The sequence below is a fragment of the Idiomarina sp. genome (assembly GCF_048265525.1).
Classification (GTDB): domain Bacteria; phylum Pseudomonadota; class Gammaproteobacteria; order Enterobacterales; family Alteromonadaceae; genus Idiomarina.
Genome location: NZ_JBLXBI010000002.1, coordinates 399,279 through 417,309 on the forward strand (window position 1 = coordinate 399,279; position 18,031 = coordinate 417,309).

Here is an 18,031-nt window from a genome sequence, read left to right on the forward strand (position 1 = left end):
TGTGACGGATTAGGTTGCTGAAAAATAAACCTAAGGAGAAACTCCTGTGCTACAAAACAGTTATGTTTGTCTGATGGCCGAATATAACCAATGGATGAATCTCAAACTCTACGATGCATGCTCTCAGTTATCTGACGAGCAACTCAGCGAGAACCGGGGGGCATTCTTTGGTTCTATAATAGGCACACTGAATCATCTGGCCGTGGCTGATACCATTTGGTTAAAGCGTATGTCTACCGACTTAAGTCATCACAGGGAACTGAGCTCACTTTCCCAGCTATCTATGCCGCAGGCATTGAATACCATTCTCTATTCAAAACTAAAAGATTTGGCTGAATACAGGCTGTATCTCGATAATCTATTTCTGTCCTTATCAAAAGTTGTAACGGACAGCGAGTTGCAACAAACAATCACCTACAAAAACACCAAAGGCATTGAGTTTAAGAAGGTACTCTTTAGTCTGCTGGTTCATGTTTTTAACCATCAAACACACCACCGAGGGCAAACCACTACGTTACTCTCACAAGCCGGTGTCGATGTTGGTGTTACTGATTTGTTGGCTATCATTCCGGGCGAGTAGTGAAGCTTTAAGTCTGCTGTCATTAAAGCGTCATGCCAATGACACATTCATTCGATAGCATCCGCCCTCGTGATTCAACACCAACAACAGAGCTTTGCTATATGTCCGTAATTCGCGTTTTATCTGTTATTTCCCTGCTAGTATGCATGACCTTAACGAGCGTTTTTGCTAATGGTGCTGAGGCTTCTCGTTCTGATGACAGTCTGGTATTGAAGTTTGCTGTACTGGGTGATGCTGAGCCTAAGCCTAAAGCAGAATTCCCGGGTGTGTCGGCCGCCGTTGATGATGTAAACAAATTGGCGGAAGACGGCACTATGGATTTTGTTGTTGGCGTGGGTGACATTGCGCATAAAGGCACGGTGATTCAATACGAAAATGTGACGCCGGTGCTGCAACGCCTGAGCCTGCCGTTCTATCCTATTATGGGCAACGAGGAGCATGGGGATACAGTAGAGCGCTACCTGAAATATGCGAACTTGTGGAATGACGGTAAAATTTCTATAGAGAAACCAAGCTACGTTCTGGAGCAGGACTCTGTTGCTTTGGTGTTCGCTTCTCCGGATTTCGGTCGGGATTTTGGCGACGAGGGTATTGCCTGGATGCGGAAGCAGGTGGAGCGCCTGGCTCCGAAACCGGTACTGTTAGTTGTTCACGGGGCACAAACGGGTGTGTATCCTGAAAATGCGGACAAAGGTATTACTCACAAGGGCTTTGAAGACATTGTTGCGCAACCGAATTTAGCAGCAGTGATATCGGGCGATTTGCATATGGATATGGAACGGGTTAACCACTCTAAGCAAATTGATGGTGTTCATTATTTACATATGCCCGCACTGGAACGTACAAAAATACCGGACGAAACTCGTCACACGCCAATGTTTCGTGTATTCAGTATTTTTGATGACGGACAGGTACTGGTAGAAACCTACCAGGTAGACGTTGGAAAGCCGCTGGCGCGTCACGAATATCGGTTTGAACTTCCTGGTAAATAATGTTTTCAAAAAGCCTGTCGGAATAACTACCGGCAGGTTTTTCTTCCTTGTTTCTGCATTGCCTCTGCCCATCAAATAGCGTTTCTGATAAGTTGTAAAGATAAAGCAAACCTTCTCAACAAGTGTTTGAAGTATCGATAATATAAACAGCTTCTACTATCTGATTAGACGTACAAGGGAATGTAATGACAGACTTCAAAACGGATGAAAATCTACCCAACTCTCTGCGATGGTTTTTGAGCCAAAACCTGCACAACTTTTCTCCCTGGACTCTGTTGGGCAGGAATTCCCAATACGAATTTATTACCGAAGGTGTTGGGGGAGGAGGAGCTGGCACTGGGAAAGTTTATGTTTTCGCTCGCCGAGAAGATAACGGCAATTTTGCGGGGTTAGAAATAGTCGGGAATAAAATTACTGATAGAGTGGTTTGTTTTCATCCATATGCTTTGGCCGGTGAATCGGAATTAAGCTGGAACGTTGTTAACGCAGTATACGAGGATGTATTCGTATTTGTGGGGAAGCAAGTTATGCCGGACATGCAAGCGATGGCCAGAGAGAAAGACGCCGCTGATTTATTCTGGAAAGAATAAAAATGAGCTAACGCATTAATCCACAAGGAGGTTTTATTTATGTCTTCACCGCAGGTTGGAGTGGGTGTTCTTATCATTCGAAATGATCGTGTACTTCTGGGCAAAAGGAAAGGCGCTCACGGTGCTGGTACCTGGTCTGCGCCAGGCGGACATCTTGAATTTGGCGAGTCGATTGAAGACTGTGCTCGACGCGAAGTTTTGGAAGAAACAGGGCTGGAACTCACAAATGTTCGGAACGGGCCTTTCACCAATAACGTGTTCCAGGCAGATAATAAGCACTATGTAACCATTTTTGCGCTGGCGGAGCCTTTGAGCGGCGAAGCTAAAGCTCTGGAGCCGGATAAGTGTGAAGGTTGGGACTGGTTTGACTGGAACGAGCTTCCGCAGCCGCTATTTCCGCCATTACAAACGCTTATCCGTCAGGGGTACACTCTTACCAACTGGCTTTGAACCTATAAGCTGTATACCGCTGAGGTTGAGTTTATGAAAATAGTAAAATATGAAAAAGTCCCCGCCGATTTTAAGCCATGGACGAGTACCTATTTATTAGTGGCCCGCGAGCTTATTCAATTAATTCAAACCGAAGATATTGACGTTATGCACTTTGGTTCAACGTCTGCGAAGGTCGGTGGAAAAGGTATTATCGATTTGTCGGTGCTTTACGAAAAAGGCCAAATTGATTTAGCGATAGACCGATTGAAGTCTTTAGGCTTTCAGGAGCAAATTGCAGCAAAGCCTTTTCCTCCTGAGCGCCCCCGAAAAGACGGTGCAGTAATTTATGAAGGCGAAAAGTACCTCGTTCATGCCCATGTGATTGAAAAAGGCTCTGAGGAACACGTTAGACAAAAAGACTATAGAGATTATTTGCTCTCCAACCCTTCGGCTCGAGAAGAGTATGAGCTGTCAAAAAAGTCGATTTTGGAGCAGGGCATTAAAGAACAAGACGCATACGGCAAGCTCAAATCACCCTTTGTTAAATCTGTGCTCAATAAGCTAAAGGCTTGATGACTCGAATAAAAAAAGCTACCAATAATTGGTAGCTTTTTTGTTTTAGTCTGACTTATTCTGTAATCTAAATTAGAACGAGTAACGCACGCCCAATGCGAATGTGCGAGAGTAAACACCGTTACTAAAGTTGAACAGATTATCGTTACCTTCGCCATAATAGCTTTGGAAAACGTCATCAAGAATGTTAGTAGCATCAAATGTAACTACAAAGTCATCAGTAACGTCGTAGCTAAACTGGAAGTCTAAACTTTGTTCTGGACGATTCCAGAATTGTAATGGGTTAGCAAATATAGCTGCTTCATTACCCGTGTAGAACTCTGAACGCCATACATACGATAAACGCATGTCGAATGAGTCACGCTCGTAAATACCGACAATGCTGTACGACTCATCAGAAACACCAGCCATGTTTGAATCAATATAATTAGAGATATTACCTTCTTCATCATAATCTGGGGTATTTTGTGATGAATCAAGTAAAGTGAAGCTGGCCTGCACGCCTAACCCGTCGAGCATAGATGGTAAGTTTTCAGGGAAGTAAACTGCCCCTAATTCAAAACCAGATAACTCGCCGTTAGACGCATTCACAGGTGCACTTAAGACATAAGGACGGGTTACACCATCATTGCCTTCACGAACAACGGTTTTACGACCCGGTACTACAAGCCCTTCGATTTCCCGCTTAAAGTAAGCACCATAAATTGAACTAGAGTCTGCAAAATACCACTCTAACGACAAGTCATAGTTTTTCGATTCAGTTGGTTCAAGATCTGGATTACCGCCGGTACCTTCACCATAAGTAGCACCTTCGGTGAGAGGGTCAGTCCAATATTGAAGTGCATTTAAGTCAGCAAAGGCAGGCATACGTAAGGTTTCTGTATAAGCAACACGCCCAACAACGTCATCAGTAATATTCCAATTTAACATTAAACTTGGCAGTACTTTGCTTGCGTCAGCTTTAGCTGAGCTTGACTCAAACACATTAGTATTTGTGCCTGTTTCAGCTGTAAATGCCATATCTTGTTTGTATTCAACGTAACGAACACCAAGTTCGCCACTGATATTCTCTGTTAAAAAGAAATTTGTTGTAGCGTATAACGCATAAGATTCCTCTTGAATATCAAAGGTTTTATATACATCTTCGGCTTCAAGGCCATAAATGTCGCGTATTACACTGGCATTGTTAAGTAAGTAGCCGCCGTCAGTAGTAATAAAGCTGTCAAATACATCTGCCCGACCATCGAGGTAGTCGTCAACTTGATACACTACGCCCGAACCATCATCCGATGCGCCGCCCTCCGCCAGTTGTTCAATTAAACTGGCTACGGATGTATTTGCAATACCGCTTTCTTGAGTACGAGTGAACGCTTCAGCGGTGCGGTCTTCATAACGCCCGCCAAACTTCACTTTGTTAATATAGGCATTACCAACTAAATACTCGGCATCAAAGGTAAATGCTAAAGAGTCACCCCGGTTACCGTCGCCGTTATCATACAGAGTGCCTGCGTTCCAGTTCTCAACCGCCGCCATATCGGCTTCGTTTACAGCAGTATCTGGGTCATCCCAAAATGAGATTCCAGGGATACCATCATTATTATTGAAATCAACATCCAGGCCCGGTGCTACACGGTCAAAACGCATAGCAAAAAAGTCACTTTCATATTCACTTTCTTGGTACACAACTTCAGTATTAATAGTCAAGTAATCATTAGGTAGCCACTCGGCACCTAAAGCATATAAGTAGCTATCAGTTTTTTCTGCGTTAGAATCACCACTTTGAAAACCTCCCGCACCAATCGCTTGCTTTTCTTTTACGACATTCGTGCCGTCGAAAATGACGGGCGCATCAATACTGCCATTGCCATTTTCAAAAGTGTTTGAAAACCATAAAGCATTTTGAGAGTTATTTTCATACCCTGTGTAAAAACCTTCGGCTGTAATTTCTAGTGTCTCATCAAGTGCCCACTGTAATGAAACAGAAGCTGCCGGACGTTTACGGAGACCTGTAAAAGAAGTGCCAAATATGGCATCACGGGCGACTAAATACTCTGTCGGTACGCCATCAACATTGAGCGTTGATCCCGGCTCTGTAGGCAATCCGTCTTCTCGACCTCCCTGCCAGATCAGATTCCCTTGTGAATCTCTATTTGGAATACGCGAGTAAGGTGAATAACCTGTTGCTGGTTGATCTGTAAAAAATGGAAATGCTGCTCCTGCAGTAATAGTATCATCGCGGTAATGAGTTTCTGCGTAAGACACATTAAGCAATGCCCCGAACTCTCCTGCACCATCGAGATCCCAGCGATTACTGACCAGCGCACTGATATTTGGATCTATTTCATCCGGTTGATCTGAATAAATACCACGAGCAGCTAAAACGACTTTCTCACCTTCGAAATTGAATGGGCGATGAGTTTTTATGTCGATTGAACCTGCAATACCACGTTCAACGTGATCAGCTGAACGAGTTTTATAAACGGTAACACCAGACAGTAAACTTGCTGGAATATCTTGCAGAGACACATCTCGACCAGAGCCTGTAAAGATATTACGTCCGTTCACTGTGGTATGCACATCTGTTAAACCGCGGATTGATACAGTGGTAACTTCACCTGCACCCCGTCCTGTAGTTTGCACCCCGGTTACGCGCTGTAATGCTTCAACCACGTTATTATCAGGGAACTTACCAATATCTTCAGCAATAATCGCATCGACAATTTGCACACTGCCGCGCTTTTCAGCTAGTCCCTTGTTTAAACTGCCGCGTATACCTGATACCTGAATAACTTCCATAGCATCGGAGGATTCTTCTTGTTGCGCCGCATTTTCGTCTTCAGCTTGTTGCTGGGCTAAAGCCATTCCTGGCATTAAAGCCAGCATAATTGACGTTGCTAGTAATTTTTTCTTAAACATGAAAATTTCCCTTCCTATCTTGCCGCTAACTTTTTTTGTTTTATTGATAGTGGCGTTTATTATTCGAATAAAACCCGAAGGTAACCTACTGCTATAAGTTATTGTTCTACTGCACTTGTCTTATAAAAAAATGCTGACATAAGGTGTCATTAGCGGGAGCCTGGTTAATGGACATCCCCTCCTTAAGTCCGCAGCTTGCTAAATCGAGCGTTAAGCCAGAATGACGTGAAATAATCTCCATGGCGCCGCTACTGTGAAGCTGTAATTGCCACTGACCGGCATCGCTAGCACATTCGCCTGTGGTTACAGTTGCGCCTGCGGCCAGTGAGTTATTTTCAATAGCCAGACACTTTTCGTTTGCTGTATTCACCAGGTTTACAAACCCATGTTCCGCGTTGCGAATATGCCAGTGCTGCGAAGCGTCATTGACCCAGTTCTGTTGTACTAGTTGGTTGTCTTCCAGGCTTGCGACTTTGCCGCTTTGACGACTCTGCATTACGACCGGCTCATTCGTGCTTAACTGCCACTGGCCCTGCAATGATTCGTTCGACTCAAGGTTAATAAAAGACAAGTAGCCGTTGTCGTCGGTGCTGACTTGCCATTTCTGGCAGCTTTTATTTTCCCAGGCGCTATTATCAGTGCCGCATGTGGCTGCTGTCAGGTACTCGCCCTCAGCATTAGCCAAACGAAATTCGCCATCACCAATTGGGTCTATAACCCACTGGTTGTCATTGGTGCATTCAGCGGTCGAGTCTGCATCAGCTAAACATTGATTGTCTGCGGCACTGCGAATAGCAAAAGACGCACCTTGTGGGGTAACCTTGAACGGACCGTCTTCGCCCGAAGGTACGTTTACGGGTTCTCCTTCCGGTACAGGCTCACCAAAGTTCGGGGTACCATCGTCGTTCCAGGTAAATGGTTGGGCTCGCAATGAACGAGTCGCGCTGCACCCATCCGTTTCTTTGCTATTGCCGTGATAAATGATCCAGTCTTCGGTACCGTCAGGAGAAGAAAAGAAGCCGTTATGTCCGGGACCATACACACCATTGCCGCGTTCAAAAACGGGCTCAGGATTTTTCTCCCAATGGTTCGGGTTAAGAGGGTCGTTCCCGGTTAGCTCAATAAGTCCCAATTTATAGTCCGGCGTGTCGCAATAACTGCCGGAATAAATAACAAAGGTTCTACCGTCTTTCTGTAAGGTTTCGGCTCCTTCAGTTACTGGGCGACCAGATCGCTCCCAGTCGTATTCGGGGCGGGTTAATACCTTGCGCTCGCCGGTTATGGTCCATGGGTTTTTCATTTCAGCAATCCAGTTCAACTGAGCTTCGTCTTCCTGACCGGCGTTTACCCATTCGGACCACAGTAAATACAGTTTGTCGTCGTACTGTAGATAGTTTCCGTCAATGTTCCAGCTGTCAGGCATAGGTGAGCCTTTAAGCGTGTAAGGACCCATAGGATCATCACCAGCACTTTCGAGTACCGTTAAGTGTTGTCCCCCAAGGTCTTCCTGACGGCCAGAAGTAAACATCATGTACCAACGGTAACCGTCGGGGCCCTTTAATCGATGAAATTCGTACGCCCAGAAGTTACAGCAACGCTCAGCGCTTGTTTCTGACCAAAGGTAAACTGGCTCGGCGTCGGCCAGACCAGCTAGAGTAGGGGACTTACGCATAACAAGCTGCGAGGTCCAGGTGGTCGTTGTCAGGTAGTAGTTACCATCAAAGTACTCCAGCCAGGGGTCTGCGCCGTTTTCGTAAATTGGGTTTGTAAAAGTGTCTTGCGTATTTTCTTCGGCGTAAGTGCCAAAAGCTGGCACCAGGAAACCTGCGATGACCAAAGCTTTTAATTTCAATGATGAAAACTTACCTAAAGCCATATTCTCGTCTGCCTTATTCTTATTCGTTTATTAACACTCGGCTAATGAGGTTGACGTTCACGTTAACTGTATTTGTATTACTATATTACGGTTGAGTGTATGACCAGTATTTGACCGTTGCAACCCTAAATTCAAAAAAACATTGGTTAACGTTTACGTTAACTGAGTTGTTGAGAGCAAAAATAAGGGAAGCTTTTTCAGAGTTGTGTCACTCCTCAAAATGCTTCCCTGTATAGGATGTCAGGCTGATTTTTAGTTCTTTTTTATGAGCTCACTTTGGTAGTTTTCAAGTATCGACTTATCGATTTCAGGCCACCCATCCGACCAGTTAACTGGTGCTATTTTTAGCTTTTGCAAGCCTTTGTCTGCGGCTTCATAGGCATGAAAAACTAAATAGTCAGTGTCCCCAAAGTTGTAAATGCTGTTATGACCAACGCCATACCAGTCGTCATTACCTTTAAGTACGATAGAGCCGCCACCTTTCGCCATATCGACACCGTCTTTATCAAGGTAAGGGCCTTTCACATCTTTTGAGCGACCAACGGCCATATGGTAGGTGCTGTCTGCTCCCCGGCAGCATTTGCCATAGGAAACGAATAAGTAGTAGTAATCTTTATGCTTGAAAATAAAGGGCGCTTCAATTTCAGCCGGTCCGGCTTCAGCGTCTGGTGTAAATGCGGGTCTGTCGAGCTTAGCCAGGGTATACCACTCTTCGGGCTGGGCAATCTCGGTCAGGTTATCTTTCATTTTTACCAGTTTCATACCAGCCCAGAAAGAGCCGAAACTCATCCAGGGTGTACCGTCGTCATCAATAATGATGTTCGGATCAATAGCATTCCAGAGGTCACGGTTAGGTACCGACTGAACGACAATGCCTTTGTCTTCCCATTCGTACTCAGAAGAGCCCTGGTCTAAAGTTTTATTCACTGTTACGCCAATAGCAGAAGTATTTTCGCCAAATTGTGAAACAGAATAATACAGGTAGTACTGATCATTATGGTGAAAAACATCCGGAGCCCATAAGTGACCTTCAAATTCTGGTGCAACTTCTTTAGCCCACTCGGGTTCGCCGGCAAAAACGCGTCCTTCATGTTGCCAGTTTTCCATATCGTCTGAGCTATAAAACGTAATACCAGGGCCGGTTGAAAAGAGGTAATAGGTATCCCCTTCTTTAGCCATGACCGGATCGTGAATACTCACTTGTTCTGCATTGGCGACGGAACTCAGACTGACAGAAGCTGAGATAGCCAGTGCACTAAGCCACTTAATTGAGTGATTTTTAGGCATAGGTGGAACCCCTTATTTATCTATGTACGTTTTAATTATAAAAAAATTATTTACGTTAACGTAAACTGAATTACCTACTATCAGGTATCTTGACACCCACTTATAAGTAATACAATATGACCAATCAAAAAATTCGATAACAAATTTATAATGATGTGCCGGACGGGGGATGTGTGAAAACACAAAAATTAACAACGCTGGAGAAAGTTGGTTTTGGTTCTGGGGACATGGCTGTAAACGTCGTCATTTCCTCCATGATGCTCATTATAACTTTCTTCTACACCGATATTTTCGGTCTAAAACCTGAAGATGTCGGGCTACTTTTACTTTTAGTCCGGTTTGTAGATGCTTTCACCGACCCGTTGATGGGTGTTATTACGGACAAAGTTGATACTCGCTGGGGACGTTATCGTCCTTATTTTTTATTCTTCTCTGTTCCCTTTGGCATTTCCGTTTTCCTTACATTTACAACTCCTGATTTAGAATACGCCAGCAAGTTAGTCTGGGCATATTCCACTTATATATTCATGACTATCATGACGACGGCGGTCACTATCCCTTACATTTCGCTTATTGGGGTGCTGACTAACGACCCTAAAGACCGCTTGTCTGCCAACGGCTATCGTCTGTTTTTTGCGAAAATAGCGGCTTTTCTGGTGACTATTATTGTACCTATTTTGGCGGCGCGTTGGGGCGAAGGACAGGAAGCTCAGGGCTATCAGTTTGCTATGGGGCTAATGGCTTTAATGGCAACCGTATTATTTCTGTTCTGTTTCTTTACAACAACAGAGCGGGTGCGTCATGAAATTAACCCTAAATCTTTGTGGCAGCAGTTCAAAATCCTGTTAAAAAATGACCAATGGCAAGTTCTTGTCGGTGCCTGCGTCCTGGGGACTATAGGTTATGTCATTCGTGGTTCCGTCGCGGCCTACTACGCTAAGTATTATCTGGGCGGAGGAAGTACTCTGTTATCAATGTTCCTGGCGACAGGAGTGATAGCGGCGTTACTCGCTATGATAGCGTCAACCTGGATCACTAAACGGTATTGCAAAGTGAAGCTATTTCGCTATAGCCAGGTAGCCGTTGGTGTATTGAGTGTCATGTTGTTCTTTTTCGTTAACCCTAACGACGTCGTCATGGCTTTCGTCTTGTACTTTCTTGTTTCTTTCGTGGTTGATTTGCATGCTCCTGTTTTTTGGTCAGCTATATCAGAGTCTGTAGATTACGGTCACCATGAAACCGGTGAACGAGTTTCTGGTCTTGCTTTTGGTGGTATTTCTTTTGCGCAAAAAGCGGGCATGGGGCTAGCTGGGTTTATTGTCGGGTCTCTTCTGACCTTTTTCGGTTACGTTCCAGATCAGGAGCAATCTGAATTTGCACTGTTCGGTATTGCTCTCATGCTTAGTGTAGTTCCCGGTTTATTTCATACGTTAACAGGACTGTTGATGTTTAAATATAAAATTACAGATACATACTTCAAGACCATCAAAGCGGATGGTTTAGAGGGCGAAGAAGTGGTTATTCCAACGTTAAAATCTGAGAAGAAATAAAGTATTAACAATAGCGATAGAGGGCATATGTCAATTTTAAAACCTTTAATAGAACAACGAGCTGATCCGTTTATTTATAAGCATAGCGATGGATTCTATTACTTTACTGCGTCGGTGCCCGCCTACGACAGAATAGAGTTAAGAAGAGCGCAGACTATAGAGGGACTTGCTTCTGCTGAAACGGTCTCGGTATGGCATAAGCCGGATACCGGCCCTTATTCTGAGCTTATCTGGGCTCCTGAAATTCATTTCAATGAAGGCGCCTGGTATGTGTATTTTGCCGCGGCTCCCAGTCGCGAAATTAAAGATGATTTGTTCCAGCATCGTATGTACGCCATTCGCTGTAAAGACGAAAATCCGCTAACTGGGGTGTGGGAATTTCTGGGGCAGATAGACACGGGTATTGATACCTTTTGTCTTGATGCAACCACCTTTACTCACAAGGGCCAGCTTTACTACATGTGGGCCCAAAAAGAGAAAGACATTCCGGGGAATTCTAACCTTCTGATCGCGACGATGGAGAACCCATGGACGCTGTCGTCAGAGCCTGTTCGCCTGACCATTCCTGAATTTGAGTGGGAGTGCCGAGGCTTTATGGTAAATGAAGGACCAGCGGTACTGCAGCGTAACGGTAAAGTATTCGTGACTTACTCTGCCAGCGCTACCGACGAAAACTACGCCATGGGACTACTGTGGGCGGATGAAGACGCCGATTTGATGGATCCGTCCAGCTGGCATAAGTCGACAAAACCTGTGTTAGTAAGCGAACCTAAAGATGAAGTTTTCGGTCCCGGACATAACAGTTTTACTGTCGCCGAAGACGATGAGTCTGTATTGCTGGTTTACCATGCACGCACTTACACTGAAATTGAAGGTGATCCATTGTGGGATCCAAACCGCCATACTTATGTGAAACATCTGCGCTGGGATGAAGATGGCATGCCCGTTTTTGGCAAAGCGTCCAGAGACGAGTAACAACGAAAACGAGTAGTGTCCCCTTGACCCCGCCCTAGCGGGGTCTTTTTTGGAGTTGACTATGAAATACCTTATTCCATTATTGCTTGCCCTTTCTTTTATTTCCCATGCCCAGAGTCAGTCGGTAGAGACTGTGCCTTTACAGAAGGTCAGTTTGTTACCCAGCCCTTTTAAACACGCTCAGGATACTAATCTAAACTACTTACTTGAGCTGGATGCTGATCGTTTGCTCGCACCTTATCGCCAGCAGGCAGGTATTGAGAGCCCAGAGCCAAGCTACGGTAACTGGGAAGGCGACGGTTTGGGTGGACACATAGGCGGACACTACCTAAGTGGGTTAGCACTTACTTATGCTGCAACCGGCAATGAAGAAATACACCAGCGTTTGCAGTATATGCTGAACTCACTGGCAGAAGTGCAGAAAGCCAATGGTAATGGGTATTTAGGTGGTATTCCAGGCGGTGAAGCCATGTGGGAAGAAATTCAGGCTGGTAATATTGATGCCGATCTTTTTGTGCTGAACGATAAATGGGTTCCCTGGTATAACCTGGATAAAGTGTATGCCGGACTGCGTGACGTTTATCGCTATACGGATAACGAGAAAGCGCTGCAGATGTTGCTGGCGCTGACAGACTGGACAATTGAATTAGTCAGTGAATTGTCTGATGAACAAATTCAGCAAATGTTGGTGAGTGAGCACGGTGGACTGAATATTGTATTTGCCGATGTCTATGAAATTACGGGCGAAGAGAAATACCTGCATCTGGCACGGCAATTTTCCCATCAGCAAATTTTACAGCCTTTAAGTCAGCATAAGGACCAACTAGACGGTTTGCATGCCAATACCCAAATCCCAAAAGTTGTAGGTTTTGAGCGTGTGCATGGTGTCGCGGGTGATGAGGCTTATGGTGAGGCCGCCGAGTATTTCTGGCGGAATGTTGTCAAAAAACGCACTGTTGCTATTGGTGGTAATAGTGTGCGTGAACACTTTCATGACAGTGACGATTTCAGCGACATGATTGAGGACGTTGAAGGGCCGGAAACCTGTAACAGTTATAACATGCTCAAGCTGTCCAGGTTGCTTTACCAGCGCGGTGCTGAAACCCGTTATATTGATTACTATGAGCGCACTCTGTACAACCATATTTTGTCTTCTCAGCACCCGCAAAGTGGCGGTCTGGTTTACTTCACGCCTATGCGACCGAATCACTACCGGGTTTATTCTGCAGTGCATGATGGCATGTGGTGCTGTGTTGGTTCGGGTATTGAAAGTCATGCCAAGTACGGACGCATGATTTATGCCAGTGACGAGCAGTCTCTATATGTGAATCTGTTTATTCCTTCGCGTCTGCAATGGCAGGAGCGGGGACTGGATTTAACGATGAACACCCGTTTTCCGGACGACGATTCCGTTAGCATTACCATTAACCAAAAAACGGATGTGGCTCTGAAGTTACGTTACCCCAAATGGGTGGAATCGGGTCAGGCCAGTCTTAGCGTGAATGGTGAAGCGCGGGAAGTGATCGCGTCACCCGGAGAGTACATTAGCATTCAACGCAACTGGAAACCGGGTGATAAGGTTGAGCTGCAGCTTCCTATGCAGCTTTCCCTAGAACAAATGCCGGATAAAAGTGACTACTATGCGGTGTTATTCGGGCCTATTGTTTTGGCCGCAAAAACCGACCCGATGCCGGGCGAGCAGCTTAATTTTGTCGCCGACGACAGCCGCATGGGACACATTGCTCAGGGAGAGCAATGTCCGCTTGAATCAGTGCCTATGTTTGTCGCGGACAGTCCGGATTTTCTGGATAAAATAAAGCCGGTAGCGGGCGAGCCGCTAACCTTTGAGGTTAAGGATCTGGTGCAGCCAGCACAGAGTGGTAGTACGCGTTTAATTCCATTCTTTAGACTACATGACTCGCGCTACATGCTCTACTGGCCTTATAGTCCGGAAGAAAAGGCCGACCAATTCCGCGCCGCTCAGTCGTCGTTGAGTGAAGAACGCCAACAGTTAGAAGAGTTGACGGTAGATAGCTTAATACCGGGCGAGCAGCAACCTGAGGCGGATCATTACTTCAAAGGTGAAGATACCCAGGCTGGGGTTAATAACGGCGACCACTGGCGTGACGCCTCTGGCTGGTTCAGGTATGAAATGAAAAACCCGAAAGGGCAGGCCAGAGTATTAAGACTTACCTACTTTGGTGGCGACAGCGATCGCCGATTCGATGTTCTGGTTAACGGTGAGCAATTGACCAGCGTGCATTTAAAGGGAGAGCAGGGGGCTAAGCTGTTTAGCCGCGAGTACGAGTTACCTGAAGAGTTGCACGATGAAAGTACGTTAACAGTACGTTTTGAAGCACATGAAGGCAGCATTGCTGGTGGCATCTACGGCGTTCGTTTGCTAAAACACGCCGCAGATTAACCACCTTAGCTTATTCGAGTTTCAGGTCGGGTTCCTGTTGAGCAAAATCAGGGAACCCGTCGTCACTCCACCTAAGTAACCGAACCCGGGTGTTGCGATTTGGATCATGTAAGGAGTTACCGTCAATTTCACGGTAGCTGCGCGCATGGTAAATCACTAAATCGCGACCATCTTGGTCAACGGTAAAGCTGCCATGTCCAGGTCCGTAACGTTTTAGTTCTGGGTTAGTATAAAATACTGGCTCTTCTGACTTTTGCCAGGTATTTGCATCCAGTAAGTCTGCATCGGCGTCAGCCCATAACAGTCCGGTGGCATAGTTTTCGTCGGTTGCGCTGGATGAAAAGCTCAGGAAGATCCGGCCATTTCGAATTAACGCCGAAGCACCTTCATTCACCGCGTATCCTTTCGTTTCCCATTCAAACTCAGGCTCCGAAATTTTGGTTTGTGGGCCCACTTTTGTCGGACTGAGCAGTTCAGCTATGAAAAGGGCTGAGTTGTAATCATGCTCTGGATGATGCTGAGCCCAGACAAGATAATTGGTGCCCTTATGACGAAAGTGAGTGGTATCCAGAGTAAAAGTATCCCAGGCGGTCTGTAATTGTCCGAGCTCTTTCCACTCACCAGTAAGTGGGTCTTCACTTTTGTTTTCCAGAACGTAGGTTCTTATATCAAAAGGAGCATCGGCGCGGCCTGCGGCAAAATAAATGTACCAGGCGCCATCAATGCGATGTATTTCCGGAGCCCAGATATTGGCGCTCATATCACCTTGTTCGCGTTGCTGCCATATGGTTTTAACGTCAGCTTCGGCTAAACCTGCTACCGACTCTGCTCGTCGCAGTTCGATACGATCAAACTCTGGTACTGAAGCGGTAAAATAGTAGTTGTCGTCAACTTTGAGCACCCAGGGGTCGGCACGCTGTGGAATTAACACGTCGGCCGCGGCGAATAAAGGAAAGAAAAGTAAACTGAGTAAGGCCAGATAGTTAGTCATAATAATTTACTTTAGGTTCTGGCAGGCCGCGAGAGCCTGTCTGGTAAATAAGAACAGAGCCGGCTAAAGGCTCCCTGATTTTTTGCTCTGACGTAAGCCCTTCGGTGGCAGAGGTTACAAAGAGTATGTCCATATTGGGACCGCCAAGAGCAACACAAGTCGGTTGGGACACGGGCAGTTCGAGAATGCCGTCGAGTTTCCCGTCTGAACTGAAGCGCGCTACGCCATTACCACCCCAAAGAGCAACCCACAGACAGCCTTGCGCATCGACAATTGCCCCATCGGGCTCGCCCTGTGGAACCGAAGCAAATACTTGAGAGTTTGAAGGAACCCCGTTTAATGGATCAAAGTCATACTGACGAATAGTCCCTGTTGGCGTATCTGCGTGATACATACGCGTGCCTTCCTGGTTCCAACACAGTGCGTTAGGAATTTGGAAACCTCCAAGCACCGCATGGCAGCCAGTTACATCAACACGATAGAGGCTACCTTTTAGGCCTTCGTCCTGTTCGACCATAGTGGCTGACCAAAAACGTCCCTGGCGATCAGTGCGACCGTCGTTAAAACGGTGCCCGTTAAGCTCTTGTTCTGGTCGGGCTATCCATTCAACCTGCTGTGTTTCGGGTTCGTAAGTGGCGAAACCTGAAGCAAAACTGACCATCATTTTTACGGGCTCTGTGCCGATGATAGAAAACGCAGTCAGGCGTTCTGGTGTGCTCCAGGTTTCCAATTCTTTAGTGTGCCAGTGGTAACAATGGAGTTGGCAACCGTGAATGTCTGTCCACCACAGGGTATTGGTTAATGAATGCCAGACAATGCCTTCACCAAGTCGGTTAGTCACATCAATGCTGGTTATAAAATGACAATTATCCACGTTGAGAACTCCGGTTGAGAACTTTTTGCAAGGCAATGAAAACGAACAACAGTAAGCCTATAGCAATGCGCGCCCACCAGCTATTTAAGGTGCCTTCAAAGATAATATAGGTCTGGATAATGCCCATAAGCATCACCCCTAATAATGTCCCTAAAATATACCCACTACCGCCGGTTAACAGCGTACCACCAATAACCACCGCGGCGATGGCGTCGAGCTCCATGCCAATACCGGTTAAGGCATAGCCGGAAAAGGTATAAAAGGTATAGAGAATGCCTGCAAAAGCAGCCAGGAAACTGGACATGGCGTAAATGCCAATAGTACTTCGTGCTATAGGCACGCCCATTAGTGCTGCTGACTGGCTATTGCCACCAATAGCGTAAATGTAGCCGCCAAAACGACTGTAGTGAGTGAGCAAAAAAAGCCCGGCTAATACCGCAATAACAATAATAGCGTAACTCGGGAGCCAGGCATTGCCGGGAAGTGCAATGCCGGAATCAGCAACGGCATAATATAAAGGATGATCAATGCCTACGGACTCTTCACTAATGGTGGTTGCCAGCCCTCGCGCAAAAAACATACCCGCCAGGGTTACAATAAAAGGTTGAAGCTTGTAAAAGTAAATCAGGCTGCCCATTAGAGTACCGAACAGCGTCCCGATAACCAGTACCAAAGGAAAGACCAGCAGCGGATGCCATTGATACTCGCTTATGAGCACAGCGCACAGTACACCACTTAGTGCGACCACTGCACCAACAGATAAATCAATGCCGCCGGAGAGAATAACCAGCGTCATGCCTAAGGCGACGACTAATAAAAACGCATTATCAGTCAGTAAGTTAGTAACGACCTGCAAACTGGCGAAACCTTCAAACTGAAAGCCGCCAATAATAAACATGACCACCAATAAAGAGAATGTGGCGAGCAGGGGAACAAATCGACGTGCAATCATGAGTGTCTCCATTTGCCGGCCAGTCCGCTAATTTGCTTGCGGAAAATATCGGACTGCAGTAGCAATACCAGCACCACTGCCAGTGCTTTTATCAATAAATTAAGTTTAGAGGGCATCCCGCTGACCATAATGGTTGTGTTCAGCGTTTGAATAATGAGTACGCCAAGCAACGACAAGGGAATAGAAAAGCGCCCGCCGCTTAACGCAGCACCGCCGAGTACCACCGCCAGGATGGCATCAAGCTCGAGCCATAGGCCGACATTATTCGCGTCTGAGCCGTTGATATCGGCGGCGCTTATAATGCCAGCCAGAGCGGCGCAAAAGCCTGTTAACAGGTAGGCCATCAGTTTTACGGTGCGGTCATTAATTCCGAGATAACGGCTGGCGCTTGAATTGCAGCCAACGGCTTCGACAAAAAGCCCCAATGCAGTGCGCCGCAGCATTAACTGACTGATGACAAAAACCAGCAGCACCAGCCATATAGTGACGGGAATGCCAAGCAGAGTGCCGCTTCCCAACCAGCTGAACCCTGCATGCTGAAAGGTAACTATCTGACCGTCGTTAAGGAGCTGGGCGATGCCGCGACCGGTCACCATTAATAGCAGCGTCGCTATAATAGGCTGAATGCCCATATAACTGACCAGAGCGCCGTTGATTAAGCCGCATAACAAACCACTGGCGATACCGGCCACGAGAACCGTAAACAGACTGACGTCCGTGGCCACCAGTAAATTGGCACAAACTGCTCCGGCAATGGCCATCACGGCACCTACCGACAGGTCAATTCCGCCGGTGGCAATTACAACTGTCATGCCAATGGCTAACAACGCGACCGGAGCACTGCGGTGGAGAATATCAATCGGATTACCGTAGAAACGGCCGTTATCAAAATGAATGTCTAAGAATGAGGCGTCCAGCAGCAAATTAAATATTAACATTAACAGCAGGGCGGCCAGGGGCCAGATGTAGCGTGATTTAAGCAGCCGCTCTGCAAAAGAATGTGATGTTTCTGTGTTCATTG

15 protein-coding genes are annotated in these 18,031 nt (G+C 46.2%); 8 read left to right on the forward strand and 7 right to left on the reverse strand.

The window, feature by feature from the left end; translation table 11 throughout:
* Nucleotides 1-46: 46 nt before the first annotated feature.
* The 5 genes from ACN0TF_RS07385 to ACN0TF_RS07405 all read left to right on the forward strand — a co-directional run bounded on the left by ACN0TF_RS07385 (nt 47) and on the right by ACN0TF_RS07405 (nt 3,167).
* The gene (locus ACN0TF_RS07385) at nt 47-580 is read left to right on the forward strand and encodes a DinB family protein (RefSeq protein WP_417441387.1); all 534 of its coding nucleotides are present in this window, start codon (nt 47-49) and stop codon (nt 578-580) included.
* 146 nt (nt 581-726) lie between these two features.
* The gene (locus ACN0TF_RS07390; protein ID WP_417441388.1) at nt 727-1,572 is read left to right on the forward strand and encodes a metallophosphoesterase family protein; all 846 of its coding nucleotides are present in this window, start codon (nt 727-729) and stop codon (nt 1,570-1,572) included.
* A 185-nt stretch (nt 1,573-1,757) separates the two neighbouring features.
* The gene (locus ACN0TF_RS07395) at nt 1,758-2,162 is read left to right on the forward strand and encodes a hypothetical protein (protein ID WP_417441389.1); all 405 of its coding nucleotides are present in this window, start codon (nt 1,758-1,760) and stop codon (nt 2,160-2,162) included.
* Between the two features lie 39 nt (nt 2,163-2,201).
* Entirely contained in the window at nt 2,202-2,612 is a 411-nt protein-coding gene (locus ACN0TF_RS07400; RefSeq protein WP_417441390.1) for a nucleotide triphosphate diphosphatase NUDT15, read from the forward strand.
* A gap of 33 nt (nt 2,613-2,645) precedes the next feature.
* Complete coding sequence (locus ACN0TF_RS07405; RefSeq protein ID WP_417441391.1) at nt 2,646-3,167, forward strand: GrpB family protein; 522 nt, start codon at nt 2,646-2,648, stop codon at nt 3,165-3,167.
* Between the two features lie 72 nt (nt 3,168-3,239).
* On the opposite strand, the gene ACN0TF_RS07410 is transcribed toward ACN0TF_RS07405, so the two are convergent.
* The 3 genes from ACN0TF_RS07410 to ACN0TF_RS07420 form a co-directional block, all read right to left on the reverse strand.
* Entirely contained in the window at nt 3,240-6,083 is a 2,844-nt protein-coding gene (locus ACN0TF_RS07410; protein ID WP_417441392.1) for a TonB-dependent receptor, read from the reverse strand.
* A 106-nt stretch (nt 6,084-6,189) separates the two neighbouring features.
* Complete coding sequence (locus ACN0TF_RS07415) at nt 6,190-7,959, reverse strand: family 43 glycosylhydrolase (RefSeq protein ID WP_417441393.1); 1,770 nt, start codon at nt 7,957-7,959, stop codon at nt 6,190-6,192.
* A 252-nt stretch (nt 7,960-8,211) separates the two neighbouring features.
* Nucleotides 8,212-9,246 (reverse strand): arabinan endo-1,5-alpha-L-arabinosidase, encoded by a 1,035-nt coding sequence (locus ACN0TF_RS07420; RefSeq protein ID WP_417441394.1) that lies wholly within the window; start codon nt 9,244-9,246, stop codon nt 8,212-8,214.
* Between the two features lie 173 nt (nt 9,247-9,419).
* Here ACN0TF_RS07420 and ACN0TF_RS07425 point away from each other — a divergent pair, with 173 nt between their 5' ends.
* From ACN0TF_RS07425 to ACN0TF_RS07435, 3 genes are all read left to right on the forward strand, one after another.
* The gene (locus ACN0TF_RS07425) at nt 9,420-10,796 is read left to right on the forward strand and encodes an MFS transporter (RefSeq protein ID WP_417441395.1); all 1,377 of its coding nucleotides are present in this window, start codon (nt 9,420-9,422) and stop codon (nt 10,794-10,796) included.
* 27 nt (nt 10,797-10,823) lie between these two features.
* On the forward strand, nt 10,824-11,771 hold the full coding sequence (locus ACN0TF_RS07430; protein WP_417441396.1) for a family 43 glycosylhydrolase: 948 nt from the start codon (nt 10,824-10,826) through the stop codon (nt 11,769-11,771).
* A gap of 61 nt (nt 11,772-11,832) precedes the next feature.
* Nucleotides 11,833-14,193 (forward strand): beta-L-arabinofuranosidase domain-containing protein, encoded by a 2,361-nt coding sequence (locus tag ACN0TF_RS07435; RefSeq protein ID WP_417441397.1) that lies wholly within the window; start codon nt 11,833-11,835, stop codon nt 14,191-14,193.
* A 10-nt stretch (nt 14,194-14,203) separates the two neighbouring features.
* On the opposite strand, the gene ACN0TF_RS07440 is transcribed toward ACN0TF_RS07435, so the two are convergent.
* Genes ACN0TF_RS07440 through ACN0TF_RS07455 form a run of 4 tightly spaced genes read right to left on the reverse strand, consistent with a single transcriptional unit; the run spans nt 14,204 to nt 18,029 of the window.
* Nucleotides 14,204-15,184, reverse strand: coding sequence for a family 43 glycosylhydrolase (locus ACN0TF_RS07440; protein WP_417441398.1), 981 nt, complete (start codon nt 15,182-15,184; stop codon nt 14,204-14,206).
* Nucleotides 15,177-16,058, reverse strand: coding sequence for an SMP-30/gluconolactonase/LRE family protein (locus ACN0TF_RS07445; RefSeq protein WP_417441399.1), 882 nt, complete (start codon nt 16,056-16,058; stop codon nt 15,177-15,179). Before ACN0TF_RS07445 ends, ACN0TF_RS07440 begins: the two co-directional genes overlap by 8 nt.
* A complete protein-coding gene (gene yjfF, locus ACN0TF_RS07450; RefSeq protein ID WP_110014185.1) occupies nt 16,051-17,010 on the reverse strand; it encodes a galactofuranose ABC transporter, permease protein YjfF in 960 nt (319 codons plus the stop codon). The genes ACN0TF_RS07445 and yjfF overlap by 8 nt, the downstream gene beginning before the upstream one ends.
* Nucleotides 17,007-18,029, reverse strand: coding sequence for an ABC transporter permease (locus ACN0TF_RS07455; protein ID WP_417441400.1), 1,023 nt, complete (start codon nt 18,027-18,029; stop codon nt 17,007-17,009). Before ACN0TF_RS07455 ends, yjfF begins: the two co-directional genes overlap by 4 nt.
* Between the last annotated feature and the right edge of the window lie 2 nt (nt 18,030-18,031).

Bases quoted from the DNA above. Each gene is read 5' to 3' on its own strand.
- ACN0TF_RS07395 (WP_417441389.1), top strand. From the start codon at position 1,758: ATGACAGACTTCAAAACGGATGAAAATCTACCCAACTCTCTGCGATGG.
- ACN0TF_RS07455 (WP_417441400.1), bottom strand. From the start codon at position 18,029: ATGAACACAGAAACATCACATTCTTTTGCAGAGCGGCTGCTTAAATCA.
- ACN0TF_RS07420 (WP_417441394.1), bottom strand. From the start codon at position 9,246: ATGCCTAAAAATCACTCAATTAAGTGGCTTAGTGCACTGGCTATCTCA.
- yjfF (WP_110014185.1), bottom strand. From the start codon at position 17,010: ATGATTGCACGTCGATTTGTTCCCCTGCTCGCCACATTCTCTTTATTG.
- ACN0TF_RS07405 (WP_417441391.1), top strand. From the start codon at position 2,646: ATGAAAATAGTAAAATATGAAAAAGTCCCCGCCGATTTTAAGCCATGG.
- ACN0TF_RS07400 (WP_417441390.1), top strand. From the start codon at position 2,202: ATGTCTTCACCGCAGGTTGGAGTGGGTGTTCTTATCATTCGAAATGAT.
- ACN0TF_RS07410 (WP_417441392.1), bottom strand. From the start codon at position 6,083: ATGTTTAAGAAAAAATTACTAGCAACGTCAATTATGCTGGCTTTAATG.
- ACN0TF_RS07430 (WP_417441396.1), top strand. From the start codon at position 10,824: ATGTCAATTTTAAAACCTTTAATAGAACAACGAGCTGATCCGTTTATT.
- ACN0TF_RS07435 (WP_417441397.1), top strand. From the start codon at position 11,833: ATGAAATACCTTATTCCATTATTGCTTGCCCTTTCTTTTATTTCCCAT.
- ACN0TF_RS07415 (WP_417441393.1), bottom strand. From the start codon at position 7,959: ATGGCTTTAGGTAAGTTTTCATCATTGAAATTAAAAGCTTTGGTCATC.
- ACN0TF_RS07440 (WP_417441398.1), bottom strand. From the start codon at position 15,184: ATGACTAACTATCTGGCCTTACTCAGTTTACTTTTCTTTCCTTTATTC.
- ACN0TF_RS07390 (WP_417441388.1), top strand. From the start codon at position 727: ATGACCTTAACGAGCGTTTTTGCTAATGGTGCTGAGGCTTCTCGTTCT.